The sequence below is a fragment of the Micromonospora sp. WMMB482 genome (assembly GCF_019038635.1).
GTDB lineage: Bacteria > Actinomycetota > Actinomycetes > Mycobacteriales > Micromonosporaceae > Micromonospora > Micromonospora marina.
This window is the reverse complement of the sequence record NZ_JAHOPD010000020.1, coordinates 3,460,455-3,485,645: the sequence shown is the minus strand read 5'-3', so window position 1 is coordinate 3,485,645 and position 25,191 is coordinate 3,460,455. Positions and strand designations below refer to the sequence as shown.

The following is a 25,191-nucleotide window of genomic DNA, read 5'->3' as shown; positions in this document are numbered from 1 at the left end:
GTCACCGACGACGCCGCTTTTGCGTTGCGGCGAGCACCGCCGCGGCCTTTGGCGTCATTCCCGCGCGATGCAACATCCGGCTCACCGCCGCCAGCGTCGCGCCGGTGGTGACGATGTCGTCGAGCAGCACGACGCGCTCCCCCGGCCGGTGGCCGGTCGGCGGACGGCGCAACCGGAACGCCTCCCCGGCCGCTGCGGCCCGCCCGGCGCTGTCCAGCGCCACCGAGTCGGTCCGGGGCAGCGCCCGCAGCGGGCGCAGCACGCGTACCGGCCAGCCGGCCGCGCGTAACCGGGCCGCCGCCGGCCGGACCAGCCGGTCCAGGTGGTCGCCGTAGCGGGCCCGGGCCGCGCGCGCGGTGTCGGGCACCGCCACGAGCGCCACCGGGCCGGGTGGCCCCGCCGCAGCCGCGACCACCTCGGCGAGCAGCGCGCCCAACGGCCGGGCCAGCCCGTGCCGGCCCCGTTCCTTGTACGCCAGCAGCCCCTCGCGCAGCGCGCCGCCGTACGGGCCGAGCGCGACACAGGGCGGCAGGCCGGGCGGAGCCGGATCTGGCCGGGCGGGTGCGGGACGCAGCGACTCCAGCTCCCGCACGCAGCCGGGGCAGAAGCCCTGCCGCAGCCGCACCGACCCCGTGCCGCAGCCCGCGCACCCGGTGGGCAGCACCAGGTCGGTCAGGTCCGACCAGAGCCCGCCCAGGTCGCGCACGGACAGCTCAGTAGAGGAAGAAGGGTGCGGTCGGGTTGGTCGCCCGGCTGCCCGACGGGACGTCGAGCACCTGCTCCCGCTTGACGTAGTCGAACGGGTTGTTCCGCCAGGCCGCGCCGTCCGTCTCGAACATGAACGAGAACGCGGCCAGGCCACGGTCACCGCCGCCCGGATACCCGGCGAGCTGGGTCACCGGGGCACCGATCTCCACCGCCAGCGGGGTCTCCCAGGCGCCGTCGACGGTGAGCTGGTGGATCGCCGAGCGCCGGTCGGCCTCGTTGCCGGCCAGCGCCAGCTCGTTCTCCGCCACCCAGTCCACCACCGTCACGCCGGTGAGCAGCGTGGTCACCCGGCGGGGCTGCCCGAGGCTGACCACACCACCGTCGACGCTCACCGCGGCGACGAAGACCGCGCCGCCGGACGCCAGCGCGATCCGGTGACCGTCGAGGGAACCGGCCACGGCGGTCACCGGCCCGGGAACCGACAGCGGGATCTCGCTCATCCGGCCCGCACCGTCGAACCGGTAGAGCCGGCCGTCGGCGGCCACCAGACCGGCCGGACGGGCCTTGTTCAGCGACCGCAGCCAGGTGGGACGGCTCATCGCCCGGAACGTCCGGTCGCCGGGGCTGAGCATCGCGACCGGCTCCGGGCCGATGCCCACCTTGAGCCGCCTGCGGTTGTCCGGCCCGGTCACCACGAGCGCGGCGAGCACCTGGTCGTCGGCGCGGGCGAGCGACGCGGAGACCACGTTGCGGTTCTCCGCCGGTGGCAGCGGCACAGCGGCCCGCGACTCGTTGCCGAACGCCAGGGGACGGACGGCGCCGTCGTAGACGGCGAACCGCATCGGATCGCCGCCGCGTGGATAGGCGGCGGTGGATGCGCGCTCGCGCCGCAGGTCGACGGTGAGCCGCTTCTGGTTCTGGATCTTCAGGTCGACCTGGCCGTCCAGGTCCGACAGGGACCACGCCAGCTGCGTGCCGAGCCGGGTCAGCCGCTGCTCGTTGGCGCCCGGCATGTTGAGGTTGATCTCCCAGTGGCCGTCCGCGCCGGTCGCGTTGTTGATCAGCTGGGTGCCGTCGGGCAGCCCGGTCACCCCGGGGGCCAGCCAGTCCGAGGGGCGGTCGGCCAGCCACTTCATCACCTCGGTGATCCGGCGCTCGGTCGGCGCCGACGAGGGCAGGTAACGCTGGTCCGGCACCAGCCGGGTCAGGTCGGTGTTCCAGAAGTAGACGGTGCGCGGACGGTAGTACTCACGCATCGCCGAGTCGCTGGCCAGCAGCACGTTCGGCAGCTCGGTGATCAGCAGGCCGGTGCCGGCCGGCTCGGCCCGGCGCAGCTCGAAGACGTACTGCGTCTCGCTCGCCACCGGCGGGCCGAGCGTGCCGTCGGCCCGCAACACGCCCACCTGCTGCACCTTGAGCGTCACGGTGCTGGTGCCCTGGTTGTTGGGCGGCGTGCTCTCCGGCTTCTCCCGCAGCCGCACCACGGTCAGCTCGATCTCGCTGGTCTGCGGCTTGCCCGGAAGCAGGTCGCGGGCCTCCGCGGCGAGGAACTTCCGGGCCCGGTCGTACGCCTGGTCGCGTTCCCCGGCCGCGGCGGCCCGCAGGTAGTTCTCGATGAACGGCACCGGCTCGCTGCTGTCGCCCGGCTCGGGCGGCCGGGCCGGACTGCCGTTGAGCGCCCCGGCCTCGGCGGCCGGCACCGAGCCGTCCACCTGCACGTCGGTCTCCGCCGGGATGCCGCATCCGGCGAGCACGGCCGGCAGCAGCACGCCGGTCAGCAGCACGGCCAGGACGCGGCGGTTCACGGCCGGGCCTCCGCGTGCTCGGCGCTGTCGGCCGGGGAGGCGGTCAGCGCCGCGACGGCACCGGCGGGGCCGATGGCGGGCAGCCCGCCGTCGCGGGGGCCGCCGAACGGCACCGTGGCGTCGGCCGGCACCAGCCGCAGCGGAGAGGTGGTGAGCCGGTCCCCGGCCCGGGCCGGCAGGGTGAGCCGGAACTGGGCGCCCTGGCCCGGCGCGCCCCACGCCTCCAGCCAGCCGCCGTGCAGGCGGGCGTCCTCCAGGCTGATCGACAGGCCCAGCCCGGTGCCGCCGGTCTGCCGGGCGCGCGACGGGTCGGCCCGCCAGAAGCGGTTGAACACCAGCTTCTCCTCCCCCGGCTTGAGGCCGACGCCGTGGTCCCGCACGGTGATCGCCACCGCGCTCTGGTCCTGGCCCAGGGTGATCCGTACCGGTTTGGCCTCGCCGTGCTCGACCGCGTTGCCGACCAGGTTGCGCAGCACCCGCTCGACGCGGCGCGGGTCGACCTCGGCGATCACCGGAGTGTCCGGCAGGTCCAGCTCGATGGTCACCCCGACCCGCTCGGCCAGCCCGGCCAGCCGCTCGGTCACCCGGTGCACCACCGGCACCAGGTCGGTCGGCTCGCTGTCCAGCACCGCGAAACCGGCGTCGAACCGGCTGATCTCCAGCAGGTCGGTGAGCAGCTCCTCGAACCGGTCCAGCTCGGCCTGGAGCAGCTCGGCGCTTCTGGCCACCGCGGGGTCGAACTCGTCGCGCTCGGCGAAGATCAGGTCGGCGGCCATCCGTACCGTGGTCAGCGGTGTCCGCAGCTCGTGCGAGACGTCGGAGGTGAACCGGCGTTGCAGCCGGGACATCTCCTCCAGCCGGAGGATCTGCCGTTGCAGGTTCGTCGCCATCTGGTTGAACGAGGCGGCCAGCAGGGCCAGGTCGTCCTCGCCCGAGACCACCATGCGCTGGTCGAGCAGGCCGGCGGAGAGCCGCTGCGCGGTGCGCGCGGCCACCCGTACCGGCGTCACCACCAGGCGGGTGACCAGCGCGGCCAGCAGGCCGAGCAGCAGCACCAGCGCGACGCCGGTGGCGACCACCGTGGCCCGGGCGTCGGCCGCCGTCGCGTCCTGCCGGGCCAGGGGTACGAGGTAGTAGAGCTCGACCTGCCCGAACTTGGTGGGCACCGGGGAGCCGTAGACCAGGTATTTCGTCCGTTCGCCGCCGAGCGAGCCGGTGCGGATCTGGTGCGCGACCTTGCCGGAGGCGACCGCGGCCCGCAGCTCGTCGCCGATCACCGCGCCCACCGGCACGTCGGGCGTGGTACGCGGCTCGATGAACTCGGCGAAGTTGTCGGCGGTGATCGCCACCACCACGCCGCTGGTCTGGGTGGGGTCACCGCCGGCCAGGTAGTTCACGGTGCCGTCGATGGTGTTCTGGAGCTGCGCCTCCTGCGGCTGGCTGTAGAGGTTGAACTGCTTGGCCGCGTACTCGCTGCCGTTGCTCAGGCGCAGCCGCACGTCGGTCTCGGCGTTCTCCAGCAGGATGCTCGTGATCTTGTCGGCGATCAGGTAGGCGAAACCGCCCACCAGCAGGCTCGACGCCACCAGCGTGATGGTGACCACACGGACCTGGAGTGACCGCCGCCACGCCTGGTGCACCGCGGCCACCAGCCGGGCGACCCGGCCGGTCAGGGCGAGCCAGAGCGCCCGCGCGGCGTGGAGCCGGCGGGGCGCGGCGGTCGGCGGGTCGGGCAGCGGGGTGGTCACCACAGTGCTGACCAGGCTATCCGGTCCCCGCCTTGTAGCCCACGCCCCGCACGGTGAGGATGATTTCGGGTCGCTCCGGATCCGGCTCGATCTTGGCGCGCAGCCGCTGCACGTGCACGTTGACCAGGCGGGTGTCCGCCGCGTGGCGGTAGCCCCAGACCTGCTCCAGCAGCACCTCGCGGGTGAAGACCTGACGCGGCTTGCGGGCGAGTGCGACCAGCAGGTCGAACTCCAGCGGCGTCAGCTTCACCTCCTCGCCGTCGCGGCTGACCGTGTGGGCCGGCACGTCGATGGTGATCTGGTTGCCGGGCGGGCCGATGGTCAGCATCTCCGGCGCCACGTCCTCGCCCCGGCGCAGCCGGGCCCGCATCCGGGCCACCAGTTCCTTGGGTTTGAACGGCTTGACCACGTAGTCGTCGGCGCCGGACTCCAGCCCGAGCACCACGTCGACGGTGTCGCTCTTGGCGGTCAGCATCACGATCGGCACGCCGGACTCGCCCCGGATGGCGCGGGCCACGTCGATGCCGCTCATGCCCGGCAGCATCAGGTCGAGCAGGACGATGTCGGGTCGGTTGTCGCGGAACGCGGCCAGCGCCCGTTCGCCGTCCGCGACGAAGGACGGCACGAAGCCCTCGCTGCGCAGCACGATGCCGAGCATCTCGGCGAGGGCGGGGTCGTCGTCGACCACGAGTACCCGGGCTCTCATGGGGTTTATCGTTCCATCCCCGTTCGTCTGGAGTGTTCGGCGTCTCCACGGCACCGTAGCGCCGAGCGGCCCCGTGCACCACAGGAGTCGGCGTGGCCGCCCAGTGTGGCGCGCCGGGCCGGACGGGTCCACCGGATGCGGAACCGCCGTGCAACCATGATCCCCCGGGCGTCGCCCCGCCCGCCACCTCCGCTCACCCCGCCCAGGAGTACGCGTGCCCGACGCCGGCCCGACCGCGGTGCTGCCGCGCCGTCCGCTGACCGTCGGCGAGCTGCTCGACGCGGCCGTGCTGCTGCTGCGCGACCAGGCCCGGGTGCTCGTCCCGCTCGCCCTCCTGCTGGCCCTCGCCGAACAGGCGGTGCTCCACCCGCTGCGCATGCTCGCCGGGGCCGAGCCGCCGTTCTGGTGGCCGGCGGAGTTCGACGACTCTCTTCCCGGGTACTGGCTGCTGCTGGCCGCCGGCGCGGGCACCGAGGCCGCGATCATCGCGGTGCTCGGCGCCCCGGCCGCGCGCGGGGCCGGAGCGGCGCTGCTGGGGCGCCGTCCCGCACCGTCGGAGCTGCTGCGCGGCGCCCGGCTCGGCGTGGCACTGCCGGCCGCCGTGCTGGTCGGGCTGACCGTCACCGCCGGCGGGCTGACCGGGCCGGGCTGGTTCCCGGCGTACGCGCTGCTCGGCCTGGTGGTGCCGGTGCTCGTGCTGGACGGGGTGCCCGCGCACCTGGCGCCCTGGCGGGCGGTGCGCCTGGCCGGCCGGGTCAGCGCGCGGGCCGCCGCGATCCGGCTGCTGGGCTACCTGGGCTGGTGGCTGATCCGGCTCGGCATCGGGCTGGGCGTCTACTACGGCCTCACCATGCTGGGCCTGTTCGACGTCTCCGCCTGGGCGCTGCCGGTGACGGTCGCCGCGTTCACCGCGGTGAACGCGCTGGCGTACCCGGCGCTCGCCTGCCTGGACGCGGTACTGCACCTGGAGGCCCGGATCCGCACCGAAGGGCTGGACATCCGGCTCTCCCGCGCGCCGGCCGGTGTGCCCGAGCCGGCCCTGCTGGCGGCACACCGGTGAGCCGGTGGTGGACCGAGACGGTCGCGGCCCTCGGTGACGTGGTGCCGCTGCCGCTGGCCGCGCTGATCCTGCTGGCGGCCGCGCTGCTGGTGGCACTGGGCTGGCATTTCTTCCCGGCCTGGCTACCCCGCCGGCTGCCCCGACTCAGTCTTCCCCGGTGGCGGCGCCCCCACCTGCCCCGGTTCCGGCTGCCCCGGCTGCGGCTGCCCCGGTTCCGGCGGCGTGCCCGCCGGCCGCGCACCGATCCGCCGCCCGTGCGTCTGCCCGCGCCCCGGCTGCCGGAACCGGCGGCGGCCGGGCTGGCCGACCGGCTGGCGGCCGAGGGCCGGTACGCCGAGGCGGTCCGGGAACGGCTGCGCGAGATGGTCCGGCTCCTGGTCGTCCGGCACGTCGTGGAACCCCGCCCCGGGCTCACCGTCGTCGAGCTGACCGAGGCGGCGGCCCGCACCCGGCCGCAGGTCCGGCCGACGCTGCACGCGGCCGGGGCGATCTTCTCCGACCTCTGGTACGCCCAGCGCCCCGCGACCGCCGCGCACGACCGGCGGATGCGTGAACTCGCCACCGACCTGAGTCGCGAGCTGACCGGGGAGGAGCCGCGGTGACCGCCACCGTCGTACCGGAGACCGCGTCGGCGCCGCGCCGGCGTCGGTACCGGTTGCTCGTCCCGCTCGGGCTCGCCGTGCTGCTGATCGTGACCACGCTCGTGCTGCGCGCGGTCGACCGGCCCGACGCCGACGAGCCCGGGTTCCTGTCCCCGGTCGCCACCGACGACGACGGCGCGAGCCGGCTCGCCGGGGCGCTGCGGACGCAGGGCGTCCCGCTGCGCCGGGAGACGGAGTTCGAGGCGGCGCTGCGTACCGCCCGGGCCGAGCCGAGCACGCTGTTCGTGCCCGCGCCCGCTCTGGTGCATCCGAACCTGCTCGACGACCTCACCACCCTGCCGCCGGGCAGCCGGTTGGTGCTGGTCGAGCCGTCCCGGCGAGTGCTCGCCGAGCTGGACACCCCGGTCGGACCGGCCGGCGGGCGCTGGGCCGCCCGTGCGGTGCCCCCCGATGCCGGCGGCACGCGGTGCGCGCTGCCCGAGGCGGTCCGGGCCGGCACGGCCGCGATCGACCTCCAGCGGTACGCCGGACCGGCCGAGGTGGACAGCTGCTACGGCGGCGCGCTGCTGCGCGTCCCCGGCCGGGTCGAGGTGGTGCTGGCCGGCGCCAGCGACCCGTTCCGCAACGACCGGATCGGCGAGTGGGGCAACGAGGCGCTCGCCACCGGCCTGCTCGGCGGCGACCGCCCGCTGGTCTGGCTCGACCTGCCCGAGCCGGCGCCGGCCCCGACCGGGCCGAGCTGGTCCCCGGAACCGGTCACCGGGGAGCCCGCCCCGGCCGGGAGCGGCAGGGCGGACCGGCCCGACCCGCCCGAGACCGCCGACCCGCCGCGGGAGAACCCGCTCTGGGGTGCCTTCCCGCTGTGGTTCTGGGCCCTCCTGGTGCAGCTCGCCCTGGCCGGCCTGCTCGTGGTGCTGTGGCGGGCGCGCCGGCTCGGGCCGCCGGTGTCGGAGCCGCTGCCGGTGACCGTCCGGTCCGCCGAGACGGTACGCGGCCGGGCGCGGCTCTACCGCCGGGCGGGTGCCCGTGACACCGTCGCCGGGACGCTGCGCGCCGCCGCGCTGGACCGGCTGACGACCCGGCTGAATCTGCCCCCTGACACGCCCGACGACGAGGTGGCCGCCCGGGTCGCCGAACGCGCCGGCGCCGACCCGGACCAGGTGGCCGACCTGCTCTACGGCCCCGTCCCGGAGAAGGACCGCGAGCTGCTGGAGCTGGCCCGCGAACTGGACGCCCTGACCCGTACCCTGGCCCCGCATCCGAGCGAAGGAGACCCCCGGTGACCGGACCCGTCACGACCACCGCCCCGTCCGGCGCCCGCGCCGCCCTGCACCGGCTGCGCGCCGAGGTCGGCAAGGCCGTCGTCGGGCAGGACGCCGTGGTCACCGGCCTGGTGATCGCGTTGCTCTGCCGGGGGCACGTGCTGCTGGAGGGCGTACCGGGGGTGGCCAAGACGCTGCTGGTCCGGACGCTGGCCGCCGCGCTCGACCTGGACGCCAAGCGGGTGCAGTTCACCCCCGACCTGATGCCCGGCGACGTCACCGGCTCGCTGATCTTCGACCAGCGAACCGCTGCGTTCACGTTCCGGGAGGGGCCGGTCTTCACCAACCTGCTGCTCGCCGACGAGATCAACCGCACCCCGCCCAAGACGCAGTCGGCGCTGCTGGAGGTGATGGAGGAGCGGCAGGTCTCCGTCGAGGGCGAGCGCCGCCCGCTGCCCGATCCGTTCATCGTCGCGGCCACCCAGAACCCGGTCGAGTACGAGGGCACCTACCCGCTGCCCGAGGCGCAGCTCGACCGCTTCCTGCTCAAGCTGACCGTGCCGCTGCCGGAGCGCGAGGAGGAGCTGGGTGTCCTGCGCGCGCACCACGCCGGCTTCGACCCGCGCGACCTGCGTGCCGCGGGCGTACGCCCGGTGGCCGACGCGTCGGACCTGGCCGCCGCCCGGGCCGAGGTGCGGATGGTGCACGTCGCCGAGCCGGTGCTCGGTTACATCGTGGACCTGTGCCGGGGCACCCGGTCCGCCCCGGCGCTGGAGCTGGGCGCGTCCCCCCGGGGCGCCACCGCGCTGCTGAACGCCGCCAAGGCGTGGTCCTGGCTGGCCGGCCGCGACCACGTCACCCCGGACGACGTGAAGGCGGTCGCCCGGCCCACACTGCGGCACCGGCTGCGCCCGCGTCCGGAGGCGGAACTGGAGGGCGTGACCGTCGACGCCGTGCTGGACTCGGTGCTGGCCACCGTGCCGACGCCGCGATGACCTGGCGGGCGGGTCTGCTGCTCGGCGCGGGCGCGCTGACCCTGCCGGCCTGGCCGGCGCCGTTCCTCGGCGTCGCCGTGCTGACCGCTGCGGTGCTGCTGCTGGTGTTGCTCGACCGGGCGATGGCGGTCCCGCCGGACGCGCTCACGGTGACCCGGTCCGGGGAGCGGACGGTCCGCCTCGGCGGCACCGCCACCGTCACGCTGCACCTGGCCAACCCCACCGATCGCACGCTCCACGCCCAGGTACGCGACGCCTGGGTGCCGTCGGCCGGGTCGCGCCCCGACGTGCCGCCGGACCGCCTGCTCACCGTGCCGCCCGGTGGCACCGCCACGCTGCCGGTCCGGCTCACTCCGACCCGGCGCGGCGACCGGCCGGCGGTGGAGCTGACCGTACGCTCGCTCGGGCCGATGCGCCTTGGCGCCCGGCAGCGCGCCGGACAGCCCGCGACGCCACAGTGGACCCTGCGGGTGCTGCCGCGCTTCGACTCCCGCCGGCACCTGCCGGAGAAGCTGGCCCGGCTGCGGGTCATCGACGGTGTCCAGGTGACCCGGGGACGCGGTCACGGCACCGAGTTCGACACGCTCCGCGAGTACGCGGTGGGCGACGACGTCCGCTCGATCGACTGGCGGGGCAGCGCCCGCCGCGCCGACGTGCTGGTGCGCACCTGGCGCCCGGAGCGGGACCGGCGCCTGGTCTGCGTCCTGGACACCGGCCGCACGTCCGCGGTGCGCCTCGGCGACGAGCCCCGGCTGGACACCGCCATCGACGCGGCGCTGCTGCTCACCGCGCTCGCCGCCCGGGCGGGTGACCGGGTGGACCTGCTGGCGGCGGACACCGAGATCCGGGCCCGGGTGACCGGCAGCGGCCGTCCGGCGCTGCTCGCCCGGCTGGTCGACGCGGTGGCGCCGTTGCAGCCCGCGCTGGCCGAGACCGACTTCGAGCTGATCGCCGCCGAGGTGCTGCGCCGGGAGCGGCAGCGCAGCCTGGTGGTGCTGTTCACCGCCCTGGAGGCGGGCGCGATCGGCGACGGGCTGCTGCCGGTGCTGCCCCGGCTGGCGACCCGGCACCGGGTGGTGCTGGCCGCGGCCGGCGACCCGGTGCTGAACCGGCTGGCCACCGCCACCCCGGCCGGGCCGGACGACCCGTACGCGGCCGCGTCGGCGTGGCGGGCGCTGGCCGAGCGGGACCGGGTACGCGCCGCCCTGTCGCGCTACGGCGTGACTGTGGTGGACGTTCCGGGGCACCGGCTGGCCCCGGCCGTGGCCGACACCTATCTGCGGCTCAAGTCCCTCGGCCAGCTCTGACCGCGCGCCGGCCGAGCACCAGCGCGTACGCCAGGAAGGCCAACCACACCGCGGCGCCGGCGGCCACCCGCAGCGGGACCGGCACCGGCGCCGGGGTCACGAACGCCTCGATCAGCGCGGAGACCGCGAAGATGCCGACCAGGCCGGCCGCGACCACGACGGCGAGCCGTCCCGCCTCGGCGAGAGCCGGGCCCCGCCCGAGGTGCGCGGGCGGGGCGATCCAGGCCCAGGCGGTCCGCAGTCCGACCCCGGCTGCGACGAAGATGCCGGTCAGCTCCAGCAGCCCGTGCGGCGTGATCATGCCGAAGAAGACGTCCGCCCGGCCGTAGGAGATCATCACTCCGCCGACCACGCCGATGTTGAGCGCGTTCTGCCACAGCAGCCAGAGCACCGGCACCACGAGCACGCCGGCGGCCAGGCACTGGGCGGCCAGCCAGGCGTTGTGCGTCCACAGGTGGAACGCGAACGTGGGCGCGGCGAACTCGGTGTAGTAGCCGGCGAAACCGGAGTCCACGAGTTGCCGCGCCGCCTCGGGGCCGACGAACGCGGCGGCGGTGTCCGGGTTTCCGGCGACGAACCAGATGAGGAAGGCGGTCAGGCCGCTGAACGCCGTGGCCACGCCGCACCACCAGGGCCAGGCCTGGTAGAGGGCGGCGGGCAGGTCGGCGGCCAGGAACCGGCCGACCGCCGCCCAGGACGGCCGGGGGCGGCCGGTGACCCGGGCGCGGGCCGCGAGGACCAGGTGGGACAGGCGGTTCACCAGCGCCGGTTCGGGTGCCCGGGCGCGCAGCGCGGAGAGGTGCGTGGCGCTGCGCTGGTAGAGCGCCACCAGTTCGTCGACCTCGGCCGCGTCGAGGCGACGCCGGCCGGTCAGGTGCTCCAGCCGCCGCCATTCGGCGCCGTGCTCGGCCACGTACGCGTCGAGATCCACTCACCCTCCCCCGTTCGGCGTCCATGGTGTTCACTGTCGGGGTGCGCGCGCAACCTACCCCACCGCCCCGTTGGGCCGACGCCGGTCTGGTCAGCGGCGAGGCGGTGGAGCTGGACGTCCGGGTGGCCCGGCTGGGCTCCCGGGTGCTCGCCCTGCTGATCGACGCCGTGCTTCAGCTCGTGCTGTTCCTGCTGCTCGGCGCGGTGCTGGCGATGGTGGCGCTCGCCCTGCTGGGCGACGTCCTCGACGCCGCGCTGGCCGGCGGGCTCCAGGTCGTGCTGCTGGTGCTGGTCCTGCTCGGTTATCCGGTGGTGATGGAACGCTTCGCCGATGGCCGGACGGTGGGCAAGCTGGTCGTGGGCCTGCGGGTGGTGCGGGCCGACGGCGGCCCGGTGGGCGTCGGCCAGTCGCTGACCCGGGCGCTCGTGGGCGTCGCGGTGGAGTGGCCCGGGCTGGTGCTGCCGCTGCTGAGCTGGTTCGCGAGCGTCACGGTGATGCTCACCGACCCGCGCGGCCGGCGGCTGGGCGATCTGGTCGCCGGCACGCTCGTGGTGCACAGCCGCGGCGCCGCGCTGTGGCGGCCGTTTCCGCCGGCTCCGCCGCCGCTGCTGGCCTGGGCGGCCACGCTCGACCTGACCCGGTTCGACGACGGGCTGGCGCTGGCCGCCCGGCAGTACCTGGATCGGCTGCCCCAGCTCGCCGAGCCGGACCGTTCCCGGCTGGGCCGGGCGTTGTGGGCGGAGGTCGAGGCGGTCACCTCGCCGCCTCCGCCGTGGTCCGCGCCGGACTGGGTCTACCTGTCCGCCGTGCTGGCCGAGCGGGGGCGCCGGGCCGCGCTGCGGCTGGGCCGCGCCCGGGCGGTCACCGCCGCGCTCTGGCCGGAGCTGGTTCCGCCCCCGGCCGTCGTGCCGCACGCGGCCATGCCGGCCGCCCTGCGTCCCGCCGCGCCGGTCACCGGCCGGTTGCGGTCCGCCGTCCCGGACGCGGGCCCCGATCCGGTACGCCGCTGAGCCGGGCTCAGCCGAACAGCCCCCGCCCCCACCAGTCGGCGGCGTCGCGTACGCCGGGCGGGCAGGCGAACAGGCCGCTGGAGACGTGCCGCAGGTACTCGTTCATCGCGTCGTTGCGGGCCAGCCGGGTCTGGATCGGCACGAACTGCCGGCGCGGATCCCGCTGGTAGGCGATGAAGAAAAGACCGGCGTCGAGCCGGCCCAGCCCGTCCGAGCCGTCCACGAAGTTGTAGCCGCGGCGCAGCAGGCGGGCGCCGTCGTTGGCGTCCGGGTGGGCCAGCCGTACGTGCGCGGTGTCGGCGATGAGCGGCTCGCCGTCGTCGCCCTTTGCGGCGAAGTCCGGCTCGTCGAACTCGTCCCTCCGGCCCAGCGGCGCGCCGCTGCCCTTGGTCCGCCCGACGATCATCTCCTGCTCGGCCAGCGGGCTGCGGTCCCACGTCTCGATCAGCATCCGGATCTTCCGGGTGACCAGGTAGGAGCCGCCGGTCATCCAGTCCGGACCGTCGCCGGGCTGCACCCAGAGCTGGTCGCGGAGCAGGCCCGCGTCCTCGGCCTTGAGGTTGGCGGTGCCGTCCTTGAAGCCGAACAGGTTGCGCGGCGTCGCCTGGTCCCGCGACGTCGACGAGGTACGCCCGAAGCCGAGCTGCGACCAGCGGACGCTGACCACGCCCATGCCGATCCGGGCCAGGTTGCGGATGGCGTGCACCGCCACCTGCGGGTCGTTGGCGCAGGCCTGGACGCAGAGGTCCCCGCCGGACAGCTCCGGCCTGAGCGCGTCCCCGGCGAAGTGCGGCAGGTCGGCGAGGGCGGCCGGACGCCGGGCGGCGATGCCGAAGCGGTCGCGGCCCTGCCCGTCGCGGAACAGCGTCGGCCCGAATCCCACGGTGAGGGTGAGCTGCGACGGGGGCAGTCCGAGCGCCTCGCCGGTGTCGTCCGGCGGGGCCTCGGGCATGCCGCCGACCGCGCCGATCACCCCGGCGTCCTTGCCGGCGGTCATCCGGGCCGCGGCGGCGGTCCACTCCTGGAGCATCGCGACCAGCCGGTCCCGGTCCTTGGTGACCACGTCGAACGCGACGAAGTGCAGCCGGTCCTGGGCGGGGGTGGTGATGCCGGCCTGGTGCTCGCCGAGGAACGGTACGGAACCGGCGGCCGATCCGGTCGCGGACGCCTCGTTCCCGCCGGCGAGCAGCGCGCCCGCGCCGCCCGCCACCCCGGCAACGCCTGCCACGCCGACACCGGCCAGGGTCATCGCCCGGCGTCGGGACAGGCCGCGGCCGGTCCGTTCGCGGTTCGGCTCGCTCGTCGCGTCACCGCCGGCCGGGCGGGTCATCGCGCGACTGCCGCCGCGACCTTGCTGACCGGCTCGGCCAGCGCGTTCACCGCGTCCGACAGCTCCTTCAGCTCGGCCTTGCCGAGCTGGGTGTGCAGCTTCCAGCCGTCGCCGGCCCGGTGCTTGCCAAGCGTGGCCTCCACGTTCGCGAACTCGCTGTCGAGCTGCTTCACCAGGTCGGGCGCGCGCTGTTCCAGCGCCGGGCGCAGCGCCGCGACGGCCGCCTTCGAGCCCTCCAGGTTGGCGTTGAAGTCCCACAGGTCGGTGTGCGAGTAGCGCTCCTCCTCGCCGGTGATCTTGCCGCTGGCGACCTCGTCGAGCAGCGCCTTCGCGCCGTTGGCGAGCTGGAGCGGGGTGAGCTTCTCGGCGTCCGCCTTGGCGACGATCGCCTTCACGTCGACCAGGAGCCGGTCGGCGATCGGGCCGTCGGAGCTGACGTCTCCGGTGGTCCAGAGGTCCTTCTCGATCCGGTGGAAGCCGGTGAACTCCATGCCCTCCTCGACCACCTCCTCGCGGCCGTCGATCTTCGGGTCGAGGTCGCCGAAGCTCTCTGCCACCGGCTCGATCCGCTCCCAGTAGGTGCGGGCCACCGGGTACAGCGCCTTGGCCTTCGCCACGTCGTTCGCCTTGACCGCCGCCACGAACTCCTCGGTCCTGGTCAGCAGCGCGGCGGTCTGGCTGCGCACGTACCGCTGGTAGCTCTCGGTGGCCTGGGTCAGCGCGGCGTCCGGGGCGACAGTCGCGGGGGTGCCGGAGACCTTCAGCGCGCCCCGGATGCCCCGGCCGCTCATCCCCGGCTTGCAGGCCGTCTCGTACGTGCCCGCGGTCAGTTCGACGCGCAGCTCACGGCTGAGGCCCGGGGCGATGTTCTCCACCTCGCCCATCACCCGGTCACCGGCCGCGTAGACGTAGAACTCGTTGACCTTGGAGCCGGTGTTCGTCACTTTGAAGCTCACCTGACCGGCGTCGATCTCGGTGTCGCCGACCTCGCAGACGGTGTCGGTGGCCTTGACGGCGATCGGTCCGCCGTTCGTGGCGTCGGCGTCGTCACCGCCCCCGCAGCCGGCCAGTCCGGCGACGGCGAGCAGCCCGGCGGCGGCGGGCGCGACGAGTCGAGTGGTACGCATCGTGCGGGGTCTCCTCGGAAGCGGCGGGTCAGGAGCGGGGGGACGGGACGGCGGCGACGTCGGCCGGGTCGGCGTCCGGTTTGCCGGGCTGGGCCGGCTCGGCGGGCTCGGCGGGCTTGGCGGGCCTGGCGGGCTCGGCGGGCCTGGCGGGCTTGCGCAGGAAAAGGACGAGCACCGGCACCGCGTACGCGACCCAGGCGACCAGCTCCAGCACCGTCGGCGCGGCGGTGACGTTGAACATGCCGGCGAGCAGCGCGCCGTACCAGGAGCCCGGGTCGAGCGTGCCCGAGATGTCGAAGGCCAGGTCGTTCAGGCCGGGCAGCACGCCGGCCTCCTGGAAGTCGTGCACGCCGTACTTGAGGATGCCGGCGGCGACCAGGATGAGCAGCGCGCCGGTCCAGGTGAAGAAGCGGCTCAGGTTGATCCGGACCGCGCTGCGGTAGAGCAGGAATCCGATCACGACTGCGGTGGCGATGCCTCCGGCCAGGGCGAGCAGCGAGCCGGGGCCGGTGCCGCCGGCCGCGCTCTCGGCCGCGGCGTAGAAGATCAGTGCGGTCTCCAGGCCTTCGCGGATCACGGCGAGGAACGCCATCCCGGCGACGGCCAGTGAGCCGACCGCGAGCGCGTCGGTGAGCTTGCCGCGCAGTTCACCGGCGATGGTGCGGGCGGCCCGGCGCATCCAGAAGATCATCCAGGTCACGAAGACGACGGCGGCGACCGAGGTGACCGCCTCGAACAGCTCGCGCGACTCGGAGGTGCGCAGCAGCGAGGTGGACGTGTACTGGATCAGGGAGCCGAAGCCGACGGAGAGCGCCACGGCCAGGCCGACGCCGGCCCACACCTGCGGCAGCCGGTCCCGGCGCTGCGACTTGACCAGGAAGGCGACGAGGATGCTGACCACGAGTGTCGCTTCCAGGCCCTCGCGCAGGCCGATCAGGTACGTGGCGAACATCAGCACTCCGTCATCGCTGAGTTAGGGCAGGCATACCTTGCTCCTGTTCACAGCAAACGTCAAGCTGATCCGGGTAACGTCACCCGCTTCGACATCCGCCGCCCCTCCCCGTACGCGAAAAGGGACCGGGACGGCCGCGCGGCGGCCGACCCCGGTCCCTCCGGGAGCGTGGAACTCAGTAGCGGTAGTGGTCCGACTTGAACGGGCCCTCCGGGGAGACGCCCAGGTAGGCGGCCTGCTCCTTGGTCAGCGTGGTCAGCTTCGCGCCGAGCGCGTCCAGGTGCAGCCGGGCGACCTTCTCGTCGAGGTGCTTGGGCAGCACGTAGACGCCGATCGGGTACTCGTCCGTCTTGGTGAACAGCTCGATCTGGGCGATCGTCTGGTTGGCGAACGAGTTCGACATCACGAAGCTCGGGTGGCCGGTGGCGTTGCCCAGGTTCAGCAGGCGGCCCTCGGACAGCACGATGATCGCGTGGCCGTCGTCGAAGCGCCACACGTCGACCTGCGGCTTGATGTTCTCCCGGGTCACGTCGCTGCGCTTGGCCAGGCCGGCCATGTCGATCTCGTTGTCGAAGTGGCCGATGTTGCCCACGATGGCCTGGTGCTTCATCCGGGCCATGTGCTCGTTGGTGATGACGTCGAAGCAGCCGGTCGCGGTGATGAAGATGTCGGCCTGCTCCACCACGTCGTCGAGCGTGGCGACCTGGTAGCCGTCCATCGCCGCCTGGAGCGCGCAGATCGGGTCCACCTCGGTCACCACGACCCGGGCGCCCTGGCCGCGCAGCGACTCGGCGCAGCCCTTGCCCACGTCGCCGTAGCCCATGACGACAGCCATCTTGCCGCCGATCAGCACGTCGGTGGCGCGGTTGATGCCGTCGATGAGCGAGTGGCGGCAGCCGTACTTGTTGTCGAACTTGCTCTTGGTCACCGAGTCGTTGACGTTGATGGCCGGGAAGAGCAGCGTGCCGGCGCGGTGCATCTCGTAGAGCCGGTGCACACCGGTGGTGGTCTCCTCGGTGACGCCCTTGATGTCGGCGGCGATCCGGGTCCACCGCTGGCCGTCGGAGGCCAGCGAGCGGTGCAGCAGTTCGAGGATGACCGCGTACTCCTCGGAGTCGGCGGACTCGACCGGCGGCACGACGCCGGCCTTCTCGAACTCGGCGCCCTTGTGTACGAGCAGGGTGGCATCGCCGCCGTCGTCCAGGATCATGTTCGGGCCCTGCCCGTCCGGCCAGTTGAGCACCTGCTCGGTGCACCACCAGTACTCCGGCAGCGTCTCGCCCTTCCAGGCGTAGACCGGCACGCCGGCCGGCGCCTCCGGGGTGCCCTCGGGGCCGACCACGATCGCCGCGGCGGCGTGGTCCTGGGTGGAGAAGATGTTGCAGGACGCCCAGCGGACCTGCGCGCCGAGCGCGACCAGGGTCTCGATCAGGACGGCGGTCTGGACGGTCATGTGCAGCGAACCGGTGATGCGGGCGCCGGCCAGCGGCTGGGCCTCGGCGAACTCACGCCGGATCGCCATCAGGCCGGGCATCTCGTGCTCGGCGAGCCGGATCTCCTTGCGCCCGAACGCGGCGAGCGACAGATCCGCCACCTTGTAGTCGCCCTCGGCGAGGGTGCTCGGCCGGGCCTGCGACGACGCGCCGCTGGAGGCCGCCGGGAGGGTGCTGGTCATGGAAGCTCCTGTCGAACGATGGTGGTGCGCAGCCTTCCACCTTACGCTCGCGGGCCACTCGGCCCGTGCCCGGTTGGCCGGCCGCGCAATCGGCCGGTCGGCGGACAGCGCACGGGGCGGTCGGTCGTGAGCGGACTTTCCACTCACGGCCCGGCCGCCCCGCGCATCCCCCCGGTTTGGTTCCCCCGCACGTCACCGGACCTTCGTCGCGACAACGCTGCGTACCCATAGAGTCACACCACACAGCGTGACCGTCAAGCTATTTCGGGAAAGTCGGACTTGTGCGGATCAGTGCATGCCGCAAGTGGCGACGAACGCCTCGCCCGCCCCGGACACCGTGAGCGGGCCACCGGCCGCCGTACCGACCGCGGCCTGACCCGCGTCCAGCGTCACCACGCCCACGCCGTCGTCCACTGACAACTTCCCGGACCGGCACAGCACCACCCGCGGCCCGGGCAGCGTCAGCCGCACCCCCGGCGACCCAGCGGCCACCTCGACCCGGTGCAGCGCGAAGTCCTCCACCGGCACCGGCCAGGTCAGCACACCCGGCTCCACCTGCTCCGGCCCCAGCACCGGCTCGGTCAGCACCTCGAACCGGAGCACCCGCAGCAGCTCGTCCACGTCGACTCGCTTCGCGGTGAACCCGCCGCGCAGCACGTTGTCACTGGCCGCCATGATCTCGACGCCGGTGCCGCGCAGGTAGGCGTGCAGGTTCCCAGCCGGCATCCAGATACCCTCGCCGGGCGCCAGCCGGACGTGGTGCAGCAGCAAGGCCACCACCACGCCCGGGTCGTCCGGGTAGCCGGCCGCCAGCGTGCGGACCAGCTCGGCGTCCGCGGAGGCCGGCCCGGCCTCCGCGGCCGCCAGCACGGCCGCCACCAGCCCGGCTCGCTCCGCCCGGGGCCAGCTCAGCAGCAGACGTACCGCCTCCCGCAGCCCCGCCGGCCCGTCGCGCAACGCCGCCACCACAGGCTCCAGCGCGGGTACGCCGAACGCGGCGATCGCCGCCGCCGACTCCCCCGGGTCGCGGAAGCCGCACAACGCGTCGAAATCCGAGAGCGCCACCAGCAGCTCCGGCTTGTGGTACGGGTCGACGTAGTTGACCCGCCCGACGTCGGCGGCGTGCCCGGCGCGGGCCTGCTCGGCGTCCGGATGCGCCTGGAGGCTCAGCGGCGTGTCGGCGGCGAGCACCTTCAGCAGGAACGGCAGCCGGGTGCCGAACCGGCCGACCAGCCGCTCACCCAGCCAGTGGCCCGGCTCGGCCACCAGCAGCTCGGTGAGACTGACCGGCCGGCCGTCGCGCTGCACAGTGGCCGGGGCGCCCGGGTGGGCGCCCAGCCACAGCTCCGCCTCCGGCCCGTCGCTCGGCACCGGCCGCCCCTGCAACTCGGCGATCGCGGTGCGCGAGCCCCAGGCGTAGTCCCGGATCCGGCCCTGCAACAACTCCATCGGTCAGCTCCCGGACCGCCCGGCCACCTCGCCGGCCGTGTGCGTCCCACCACTGGTCACGGCCTCCGGGACGGCGGTGTCCGCCGCCTGCCCGGTGCCGGCCCGCTCCGCCTCCGGCGAGTAGATGTCCGGCTCCAGGTAGATCACTCGGGCGGTGGGCACCTCGCGGCGGATCCGCGCCTCGACCGCGTTGATGTCGCGCGCCAGGTCCTGGGCGGTCTCCCAGGCCGGCACGGCGATCTTCGCGGCCACCATCAGCTCCTCCGGGCCGAGGTAGAGCGTCTTCATGTGGATGATCCGCTCGACCTCGGGGCCGTTCGTCACGGCCTGCTCGATCTTCGTGAGCTCGCCCTGCTCGGCGCCCTCGCCGAGCAGCAGGCTCTTGGTCTCGATCGCCAGCGTGATCGCGATGACCACGAGCAGGACACCGATCATCGCGGTGCCCGCCGCGTCCCACATGCCGTTGCCGGTGATCAGCGTCATGCCGACGCCGAACAACGCGAAGACCAGACCGACCAGGGCTCCGAAGTCCTCCAGCAGCACCACCGGCAGCTCCGGGGCCTTGGCCCGGCGGATGAACCGGACCCAGGTCTGGTTGCCCCGGACCAGGTTGGACTCCTTGATCGCGGTACGGAACGAGAAGCTCTCCATCACGATCGCCGCGACCAGCACCGCCACCGGCACCCACTGCCACTCCGTGATCGGGTGCGGGTCGGACGCCTTGTGGTACGCCTCGTAGAGCGCGAACAGGCCACCGAGGCTGAACAGCACGATCGCCACGATGAACGCGTAGATGTAGCGCTCCCGGCCGTACCCGAACGGGTGCTGCGGCGTGGCCTGCCGCTTGGCCCGCCGGCCGCCGAGCAGCAGCAGGCCCTGGTTGCCCGAGTCGGCCACCGAGTGGATCGACTCGGCAAGCATCGACGACGATCCGGTGAGGGCGAACGCGATGAACTTGGTGACGGCGATGCCGAGGTTCGCCGCCAGGGCGGCGACGATGGCCTTGGTGCCCCCGTTTGCGCTCATTCCCCGCCTCGCTCGATGCCCCGTGTGCTCACTGGTTCGCCAGCTCCTTCATCTCCGTGATGGCCGGTACCGCCATCGGGTCCAGCCCGTGTGCCAGGGCCAGGTAGATCGAGGCGAAATCGGGGACCGCGACCAGCGACGCGAGCCGCTCCAGCGCGGAGCCACCCTCGGCGGTCACCACGTCGCAGCGCACCCCCCGCCGCTCGGCGAGCGTCTGCACCGCGTCCGCGCGGCGCTCCTCGACCGCCAGCGGCTCGTCGGTGTCGTCGTCGGCGTTGAGCCCGCCGTCGCGCAGCAGCACCAGCCGCAGCCGGGTGCCGTCGGACTCGTCGTCGCCCGGGTCGGCGAAGATGTCCCGCTCGCCCTCGGCCAGGCCGCCGAACACCCCGTCGAGCAGACCGACGCGGCCCCGGCCCGCCTCGCCCAGCGCACCGGCGACCACCGGGTAGCGGGCGTTGGCGGACAGCGTGTCGCCGAACCGCCGGGCGGCCACGGTGGCCAGCGGGGACGAGCCCCACACGATCGGGATCGAACCGGCCAGGCCCAGGGCCAGCGACTTCGCCGGGTTGACGAAGGACTCGGCGGTCGGCCGGCATCGATCGGCGTCGGCGTCCAGCCGGGCCGCCGTCTCGGCCAGATCCGCCTCGTTGACCTTCACGAGCCCGAGCGTACGGGCGGCCAGCAGAACCGGCACGGTGAGCGCCCAGAGGCTGGCCCGAGCCGGTGCGCGCCGGGGTACCGGGATGAACGGCGCGCGGGCCCGCTCCGCCACCGACTGGAGTTGCGAGTCGGGCGCGCCGACCGCGACCAGCCGGGCGCCCCGCCGGTGCGCCGCCTCGGCCGCGCCCAGCGCCTCCGGGCTGCGGCCGGACGCGCTCACCGCGATGACCACGTCCGCCGCGCCCACCCAGCCCGGCACGCCGGCGCTGCGGTGCGGGATGACCGGCACCGGACAGCGCGGCCCGGCGACGGTGGCCAGCACGTCACCGGTACGCCCGGCCGTGCCGATGCCGGCGATGACCACCGCGCGGGGTCGCCCGTCGTCGGCGAGCACCGACAGGTTCGCCTCGGCGGCCAGCGCCGCCGACTCACGGACCTGGGCGCCCGCGGACGCGGTGAACCGGAGCATGCCGCCCGGATCCCGCTCGGAGAGCTGCGCCGCGTCGTCCAGCAGGGCCTCGTCGGCGTGCCGGTGGCCGCTGACCCCGGCCGTACCCTCCATCACCGCGACGACCCGCCCCGCGCCTCGTCGGCGGCGGGTCCACCGCGCGCCTCGTCGAGCAGGAGCACCGGGACGTCGTCCCGGACCTCGAAGATGCGACCGCACTCGGTGCAGGTGAGTGTCTGCACCTGCGCGTCGTAGTCGAGCGGGGCGTGGTGCGTGTCCGGGCAGGCGAGGATGTCGAGCAACTGCGGGTCCAGGGCCACGGCGCGGCTCCTTCCACGTATGCGGTCTCACCGGTCGGCGGTGCCGGTCGGCGCACGCGATCTTATCGGCCGGGCGGCCCCGGCACCGGGCCCCGTTCGGCCCCGGCGTTCCGTCCTCCGCTCGGGCAGGTGACACCCACCGGGTAACGGTGCGAACACCCACCGTCACGGTAACCCCGGGAGTGGGTCGGGTTCCGGCTCAGTCCGGCAAGCGGGGCAGGACGCTCGTCGCGTCCCCACCCGCCGAGGGCGGGGGCAGGACGCTCGTCGCGTCCGCGCCTGACGGGGCCGGTGACGCCGGGGCGGGCGCGGGCGCGCCGTACACGTTGCCGGCCGGGCGGGGCGGCGTCGCGCCCCCGTACACCGTGGGGGCCGGTCCGGGCGTGCCGGAGCGGTAGGTGGTGGTGCTGCGCGGCAGCGGGACCGGTGGGGGGCCGGCGTCCGGGCCGCCGTCGGTGCGGTCGGCGCGGTTGCGGCGCAGCAGCAGGACGATGAGAGCGGCGCCGACGAGCACCAGCCCGATACCGAACCACATGATCATGGAGCCTCCGAACGACGAGTCGTCGGCCGCGGCGGTGGCCGGAGCGACGGCGGCGGCCACCGGCGACGTGTCGGTCGCCTCGACCGCCGTGGTCTCGCTCGCGCTGGGCGTCGGCGAAGGCTTGCGGGACGGGCTGGGACTCGGGGTACGCGGGGCGCCCACCAGCCGGGCCGACCCACCGGCACGGCCGAGCACGTCCCCGTTTGCCGCGCTCGCCTCACCGGCCAGCTCCAGCCGCCCACCGACGGCGCCGGGCAGGAAGGACACCCGGTAACGCACGGTGACGCCCTTGCCCTTGCACAGCGGCCGGTCGACCGGGGCGACCGTAGCGGTGGCGACGGCACCGCCGCCGCCGGAGACCCGCACCGGAACCCATCTGCCCCCGGACGCGACCTGCACCCGGACCTGGTCCGCCCGCAGGCCCTCCAACCGGAGCCCTACCGCGGTACGCAACCGCACGCAGCCGTCCGTGCGCTTGCGCACCTCGACCGCCACCGTGCCCGGCGGACCACCGGCGGTGAAGCTGTTCGCCGACCGCAGTCCCACCTGGTCGTCCCGCGCCGACGCCGGTGCCGCCGGGACGGCGATCAGGCCACCCAGCAACGCGCCGACCATGGCCCACCGCGCCGCGTGCCGCCCTGCCGACATCTCCACCTCACCATTGCGTCCGGACCGGATCCGCCGGTCAGGTTACTACCGGCCCCTCGGGGCACCCGCGCATCGAGCACGCCACATGTGCGCCGCGCCACGCGATCACCGCCCGCCCAGGTCGCCGCCCGATGCGCCTGCCTCGGCGAGGGCCCGCCGGCAGAGCCGGTCAGCCGTCCGGGTGGTCTCCGGCAGCCGGTACCGGGGCGTCAGTGCCAGTACCCGGTCCACCGCCTTGTCCAACCCCATCCGGTGCCCGACGCTCACGAAGACCGGCCGGACACCGTCCTGAGTCCGCAGCACCCGCCCGACCACCTCGCCCTCGTCACGCAGGTCGGCGCTGTCACCACGCTCGGGGCCCGGCCCCGTCCACGAGCCGACCAGCGGCGTCTTGCCCACCCCGATCGTGGGCAGCCCGGTCACCAGGCCCAGGTGACAGGCCAGCCCGAACCGGCGCGGATGCGCCAGCCCGTGCCCGTCACAGACCAGCAGCTCGGGACGGGTGGTGAGCCGGTCCAGCGCGGCGAGCAACGCCGGCATCTCGCGGAACGCGAACAGCCCCGGCACGTACGGGAAGGCAGGCCGCCCCACGCACACCGCCTCGTCCACCACGTCGAGGGTCGCCGAATCCAGGACCGTGACGGCCGCGGCGAGGAGGTCACCGTCCTGCCCGTACGCCACGTCCAGCCCGGCCACCGTCGTGGGTGCGGCAGGACCTGGCCCGACCAGGTCCACCCGGGATCGCAACTCCTCCTGTACGCGTCTCGCCTCGGACACGTCGGCGGGCGGCACATAGGGCACGGGTGGGCCTTGCGAGGAGGGCATGACGTTCCCGGCCGCTGTCAGGATGCGGTGGAGGCGATGGTGGGGTCGGCGGCGGGGTCGCCGGCCTGCTGGAGTTGCTCCTCGAACATCACGAAGGTCCGCCGCCGGACACCCTTGATGAGAGCCGCTTCCTCCGTGGTGAACGGTCGCCTCTCCGCGATGGCGGGCGCCTCGAGCGCTCGGACCGTCTCGTAGAGCGCGAAGATCGGCCCCTCTCCGCTCAGGCTCAGGCCCCGCTCTTCTTCGACCCGCTGCACGAACCGCTCGGGCGAGAGCACGAAGATCTCCTGCTCCCTGGCGAAGATAATCTCATCGATGATGTCGTTCGCAGCACGCCAACCGCCCGTGGTGCGGTCGAGCCGCCACGCGGCGAGGCCACCGTCGGAGGTCGGAACGAACTTCACCGGATTGTCGTAGTAGTCGTAGTAGCCCGCGAGGCCGAGTTCAGCCACTGCATCCATCACTGCCGCTCACCGTTCAAGGTCGATTGAAGCGCAGCCCAGAAGTACTCACGCTGCCGTCGGACAATGCCCTTCCGGATCGCTACCTCCGTGGCAGACATGCTACGAGCCTCGCTTCTGGGGACTGCCTCCAGGTCACGCCAAACTTCGAACAACGAGTGCTCCCACTGCGCCACCTGGTCAAGCGCCGCCAGATGAAGACGGAACTCACCGATGTGCCCGGTCGAGGTCTGCACCAAGAACTGAATGTCTCGATATCCGCTGTCCTGGGGCTCCCGGAAGCGATCGCTGAACTCCGCCACCTGGAAACGAGGGTTATTGCTCAGTTCGGCCAGCCCGACATACAGGTCGTCAAGCGTTTGGTATGCGACCCGCCCTGCAGCAAGGTCGCGGAGGCGAGCAGCATTGCCACCATTCCGATCGATCTTGTCCTCAGCTCGAACGCGATCCTTCGGTCCGGGTCGTGGCTTGTACTCTGCCCCGTTTGCCGACACACCGGCCAGTTCACGCCCCAGCGAATCAAGTTCTCGCTGAGCGGTCACGGCCTCCTGGTATAGGTGATCCAAATACTGCTTGCGATATGCGAGATCGCCGGAGCGGGACTTGTCAAAGCTCGGCTGGACAGCCACCGACCGTTCGCCATCGAAGCGACTGCTCACCTGTATCTGGTGTGGACTGAGCGGGGTCGGCTCGATCGAGGGCGTGGGTGCAGTGGCAACAGCCTCGGAGCCGCGGTCTCGTATCTCCACCAACACGTCATTCAGTGAGCCATTTTCATCCTGCGTAGCGGTTCGCTTCGACGTGGTGCAGGGCGAGGATGGCCTGGACGATCGCGGTGGCTCGGCGTGGGCAGCAGCGCAGCTTGACCAGAATTTTCCAGGTCTTGAGCGTGGCGATCGCTCGTTCTCCGCGGGCGCGGATCTTGGCGTTGGCCCGGTTCACGGCCTTTTGCCGGCGTGACAGCTTCGGGCGGAAGCGGCGTCGCTTGAACGGGGTGCGCACGCTGCCACGGGCGCCCTGGTAGCCCTTATCGGCGAAGGTCATCACATCCGCGCGGGTCAGAGCATCGATGATGCCGTGATGGCGGGCGGCGGTCAGGTCGTGTACCGACCCGGGCAGTGCCGGTGATGCCCACACGAGCCGGCCGGCGGCGTCCGCGATGACCTGCACGTTCACGCCGTGGCGTTTGTGCTTGCCGCTGTAGTAGAGCCTCTGATCGGCGACTCGGTCGATCGGGATGAGCGTGCCGTCCAGGATCGCGTACGCCAGCAGCCGGATGCGTCGCATCGCGGTGTCCAGGTCATCGGCTGCCGAGCTGAGCAGGGCGATCGCTTCCTGGACGTAGCGCCAAGCAGTGGCGACGCCGATCTCGAATCCGGCCGCGAGTCGGGTGTAGGTGTCGCCGTTGCGCAGATGGGCGAGAGCGAGCAGCGCCTGCCGGCCGGGTTCGAGACGCCGCCACCGGGATCGGCGCTGCTTACGGTGGCCGCGGATGCGTTCGGCGAGGTGGTTCAGGGTGCGGCTGGACAACGGAATCGTGGCGGGGTAGGACAGCATGGCGAGGCTCCCGGTCGGGGCTTCGAGTCTTGGTCGAC

The 25,191-nt window shown here is 73.7% G+C and carries 24 protein-coding genes; 6 read left to right on the top strand and 18 right to left on the bottom strand.

What is annotated here, in order from left to right:
* Position 1 precedes the first annotated feature (1 nt).
* From KSK32_RS17570 to mtrA, 4 genes are read right to left on the bottom strand one after another with little or no spacing between them, the layout of a single operon-like run.
* Positions 2-706: a ComF family protein gene (locus KSK32_RS17570; protein ID WP_216932191.1), complete on the bottom strand. Its 705-nt coding sequence runs from the start codon at positions 704-706 to the stop codon at positions 2-4.
* 7 nt (positions 707-713) lie between these two features.
* Positions 714-2,513 (bottom strand): LpqB family beta-propeller domain-containing protein, encoded by a 1,800-nt coding sequence (locus KSK32_RS17565; protein ID WP_216932190.1) that lies wholly within the window; start codon positions 2,511-2,513, stop codon positions 714-716.
* Positions 2,510-4,264 carry an MtrAB system histidine kinase MtrB gene (mtrB, locus tag KSK32_RS17560; RefSeq protein ID WP_216932189.1) on the bottom strand — a complete coding sequence of 585 codons (1,755 nt, stop codon included), beginning with the start codon at positions 4,262-4,264 and terminating at the stop codon, positions 2,510-2,512. The genes KSK32_RS17565 and mtrB overlap by 4 nt, the downstream gene beginning before the upstream one ends.
* Before the next feature lie 13 nt (positions 4,265-4,277).
* Positions 4,278-4,967 (bottom strand): MtrAB system response regulator MtrA, encoded by a 690-nt coding sequence (gene mtrA / locus KSK32_RS17555; RefSeq protein WP_013284210.1) that lies wholly within the window; start codon positions 4,965-4,967, stop codon positions 4,278-4,280.
* A gap of 214 nt (positions 4,968-5,181) precedes the next feature.
* On the opposite strand from mtrA, the gene KSK32_RS17550 reads away from it, so the two are divergent.
* The 5 genes from KSK32_RS17550 to KSK32_RS17530 are packed head-to-tail and all read left to right on the top strand — an operon-like array spanning position 5,182 to position 10,193.
* Positions 5,182-6,027, top strand: coding sequence for a hypothetical protein (locus KSK32_RS17550; protein WP_216932188.1), 846 nt, complete (start codon positions 5,182-5,184; stop codon positions 6,025-6,027).
* Positions 6,024-6,629 carry a DUF4129 domain-containing protein gene (locus tag KSK32_RS17545; protein ID WP_216932187.1) on the top strand — a complete coding sequence of 202 codons (606 nt, stop codon included), beginning with the start codon at positions 6,024-6,026 and terminating at the stop codon, positions 6,627-6,629. Before KSK32_RS17550 ends, KSK32_RS17545 begins: the two co-directional genes overlap by 4 nt.
* Positions 6,626-7,912: a DUF4350 domain-containing protein gene (locus KSK32_RS17540; protein WP_216932186.1), complete on the top strand. Its 1,287-nt coding sequence runs from the start codon at positions 6,626-6,628 to the stop codon at positions 7,910-7,912. Before KSK32_RS17545 ends, KSK32_RS17540 begins: the two co-directional genes overlap by 4 nt.
* Positions 7,909-8,886, top strand: a complete 978-nt coding sequence (locus KSK32_RS17535) for a MoxR family ATPase (protein WP_216932185.1) — start codon at positions 7,909-7,911, stop codon at positions 8,884-8,886. The genes KSK32_RS17540 and KSK32_RS17535 overlap by 4 nt, the downstream gene beginning before the upstream one ends.
* Positions 8,883-10,193, top strand: coding sequence for a DUF58 domain-containing protein (locus KSK32_RS17530; RefSeq protein WP_216932184.1), 1,311 nt, complete (start codon positions 8,883-8,885; stop codon positions 10,191-10,193). The genes KSK32_RS17535 and KSK32_RS17530 overlap by 4 nt, the downstream gene beginning before the upstream one ends.
* On the opposite strand, the gene KSK32_RS17525 is transcribed toward KSK32_RS17530, so the two are convergent.
* Positions 10,171-11,124 carry a stage II sporulation protein M gene (locus KSK32_RS17525; RefSeq protein ID WP_216932183.1) on the bottom strand — a complete coding sequence of 318 codons (954 nt, stop codon included), beginning with the start codon at positions 11,122-11,124 and terminating at the stop codon, positions 10,171-10,173. The two genes, KSK32_RS17530 and KSK32_RS17525, sit on opposite strands and share 23 nt — an antisense overlap.
* 41 nt (positions 11,125-11,165) lie before the next feature.
* Here KSK32_RS17525 and KSK32_RS17520 point away from each other — a divergent pair, with 41 nt between their 5' ends.
* Entirely contained in the window at positions 11,166-12,134 is a 969-nt protein-coding gene (locus KSK32_RS17520; protein ID WP_308163684.1) for an RDD family protein, read from the top strand.
* Positions 12,135-12,141: 7 nt separating this feature from the next.
* Here KSK32_RS17520 and efeB read toward each other — a convergent pair whose 3' ends face one another.
* From efeB to KSK32_RS17455, 13 genes are all read right to left on the bottom strand, one after another.
* Entirely contained in the window at positions 12,142-13,464 is a 1,323-nt protein-coding gene (gene efeB, locus KSK32_RS17515; protein ID WP_216932181.1) for an iron uptake transporter deferrochelatase/peroxidase subunit, read from the bottom strand.
* Positions 13,461-14,591 (bottom strand): iron uptake system protein EfeO, encoded by a 1,131-nt coding sequence (gene efeO, locus KSK32_RS17510; protein WP_216932180.1) that lies wholly within the window; start codon positions 14,589-14,591, stop codon positions 13,461-13,463. The genes efeB and efeO overlap by 4 nt, the downstream gene beginning before the upstream one ends.
* 28 nt (positions 14,592-14,619) lie before the next feature.
* The gene (gene efeU / locus KSK32_RS17505; protein ID WP_216932179.1) at positions 14,620-15,543 is read right to left on the bottom strand and encodes an iron uptake transporter permease EfeU; all 924 of its coding nucleotides are present in this window, start codon (positions 15,541-15,543) and stop codon (positions 14,620-14,622) included.
* 175 nt (positions 15,544-15,718) lie between these two features.
* On the bottom strand, positions 15,719-17,218 hold the full coding sequence (ahcY, locus tag KSK32_RS17500; RefSeq protein WP_216932178.1) for an adenosylhomocysteinase: 1,500 nt from the start codon (positions 17,216-17,218) through the stop codon (positions 15,719-15,721).
* A 288-nt stretch (positions 17,219-17,506) separates the two neighbouring features.
* Positions 17,507-18,667 (bottom strand): mannose-6-phosphate isomerase, class I, encoded by a 1,161-nt coding sequence (gene manA / locus KSK32_RS17495; RefSeq protein WP_216932177.1) that lies wholly within the window; start codon positions 18,665-18,667, stop codon positions 17,507-17,509.
* A gap of 3 nt (positions 18,668-18,670) precedes the next feature.
* Complete coding sequence (locus KSK32_RS17490) at positions 18,671-19,693, bottom strand: cation diffusion facilitator family transporter (RefSeq protein WP_216932176.1); 1,023 nt, start codon at positions 19,691-19,693, stop codon at positions 18,671-18,673.
* Positions 19,694-19,721: 28 nt separating this feature from the next.
* Positions 19,722-20,918, bottom strand: a complete 1,197-nt coding sequence (locus tag KSK32_RS17485) for an SIS domain-containing protein (RefSeq protein WP_216932175.1) — start codon at positions 20,916-20,918, stop codon at positions 19,722-19,724.
* Positions 20,915-21,121, bottom strand: a complete 207-nt coding sequence (locus KSK32_RS17480; protein ID WP_216932174.1) for a Trm112 family protein — start codon at positions 21,119-21,121, stop codon at positions 20,915-20,917. Before KSK32_RS17480 ends, KSK32_RS17485 begins: the two co-directional genes overlap by 4 nt.
* Positions 21,122-21,320: 199 nt before the next feature.
* Positions 21,321-22,310, bottom strand: a complete 990-nt coding sequence (locus KSK32_RS17475; protein ID WP_254188122.1) for a hypothetical protein — start codon at positions 22,308-22,310, stop codon at positions 21,321-21,323.
* A 105-nt stretch (positions 22,311-22,415) separates the two neighbouring features.
* The gene (gene nfi, locus KSK32_RS17470; protein WP_216932173.1) at positions 22,416-23,135 is read right to left on the bottom strand and encodes a deoxyribonuclease V; all 720 of its coding nucleotides are present in this window, start codon (positions 23,133-23,135) and stop codon (positions 22,416-22,418) included.
* Between the two features lie 17 nt (positions 23,136-23,152).
* Positions 23,153-23,596, bottom strand: a complete 444-nt coding sequence (locus KSK32_RS17465) for a hypothetical protein (protein WP_216936171.1) — start codon at positions 23,594-23,596, stop codon at positions 23,153-23,155.
* Positions 23,596-24,255, bottom strand: coding sequence for a hypothetical protein (locus KSK32_RS17460; RefSeq protein ID WP_216932172.1), 660 nt, complete (start codon positions 24,253-24,255; stop codon positions 23,596-23,598). The genes KSK32_RS17465 and KSK32_RS17460 overlap by 1 nt, the downstream gene beginning before the upstream one ends.
* A 115-nt stretch (positions 24,256-24,370) precedes the next feature.
* Positions 24,371-25,153, bottom strand: coding sequence for a transposase family protein (locus tag KSK32_RS17455; protein WP_216930649.1), 783 nt, complete (start codon positions 25,151-25,153; stop codon positions 24,371-24,373).
* Positions 25,154-25,191 lie beyond the last annotated feature (38 nt).

Bases quoted from the DNA above. Each gene is read 5' to 3' on its own strand.
- mtrA (WP_013284210.1), bottom strand. From the start codon at position 4,967: ATGAGAGCCCGGGTACTCGTGGTCGACGACGACCCCGCCCTCGCCGAG.
- KSK32_RS17530 (WP_216932184.1), top strand. From the start codon at position 8,883: ATGACCTGGCGGGCGGGTCTGCTGCTCGGCGCGGGCGCGCTGACCCTG.
- efeB (WP_216932181.1), bottom strand. From the start codon at position 13,464: ATGACCCGCCCGGCCGGCGGTGACGCGACGAGCGAGCCGAACCGCGAA.
- efeO (WP_216932180.1), bottom strand. From the start codon at position 14,591: ATGCGTACCACTCGACTCGTCGCGCCCGCCGCCGCCGGGCTGCTCGCC.
- efeU (WP_216932179.1), bottom strand. From the start codon at position 15,543: ATGTTCGCCACGTACCTGATCGGCCTGCGCGAGGGCCTGGAAGCGACA.
- ahcY (WP_216932178.1), bottom strand. From the start codon at position 17,218: ATGACCAGCACCCTCCCGGCGGCCTCCAGCGGCGCGTCGTCGCAGGCC.
- manA (WP_216932177.1), bottom strand. From the start codon at position 18,667: ATGGAGTTGTTGCAGGGCCGGATCCGGGACTACGCCTGGGGCTCGCGC.
- KSK32_RS17490 (WP_216932176.1), bottom strand. From the start codon at position 19,693: ATGAGCGCAAACGGGGGCACCAAGGCCATCGTCGCCGCCCTGGCGGCG.
- KSK32_RS17475 (WP_254188122.1), bottom strand. From the start codon at position 22,310: ATGTCGGCAGGGCGGCACGCGGCGCGGTGGGCCATGGTCGGCGCGTTG.
- nfi (WP_216932173.1), bottom strand. From the start codon at position 23,135: ATGCCCTCCTCGCAAGGCCCACCCGTGCCCTATGTGCCGCCCGCCGAC.
- KSK32_RS17465 (WP_216936171.1), bottom strand. From the start codon at position 23,596: ATGGATGCAGTGGCTGAACTCGGCCTCGCGGGCTACTACGACTACTAC.
- KSK32_RS17455 (WP_216930649.1), bottom strand. From the start codon at position 25,153: ATGCTGTCCTACCCCGCCACGATTCCGTTGTCCAGCCGCACCCTGAAC.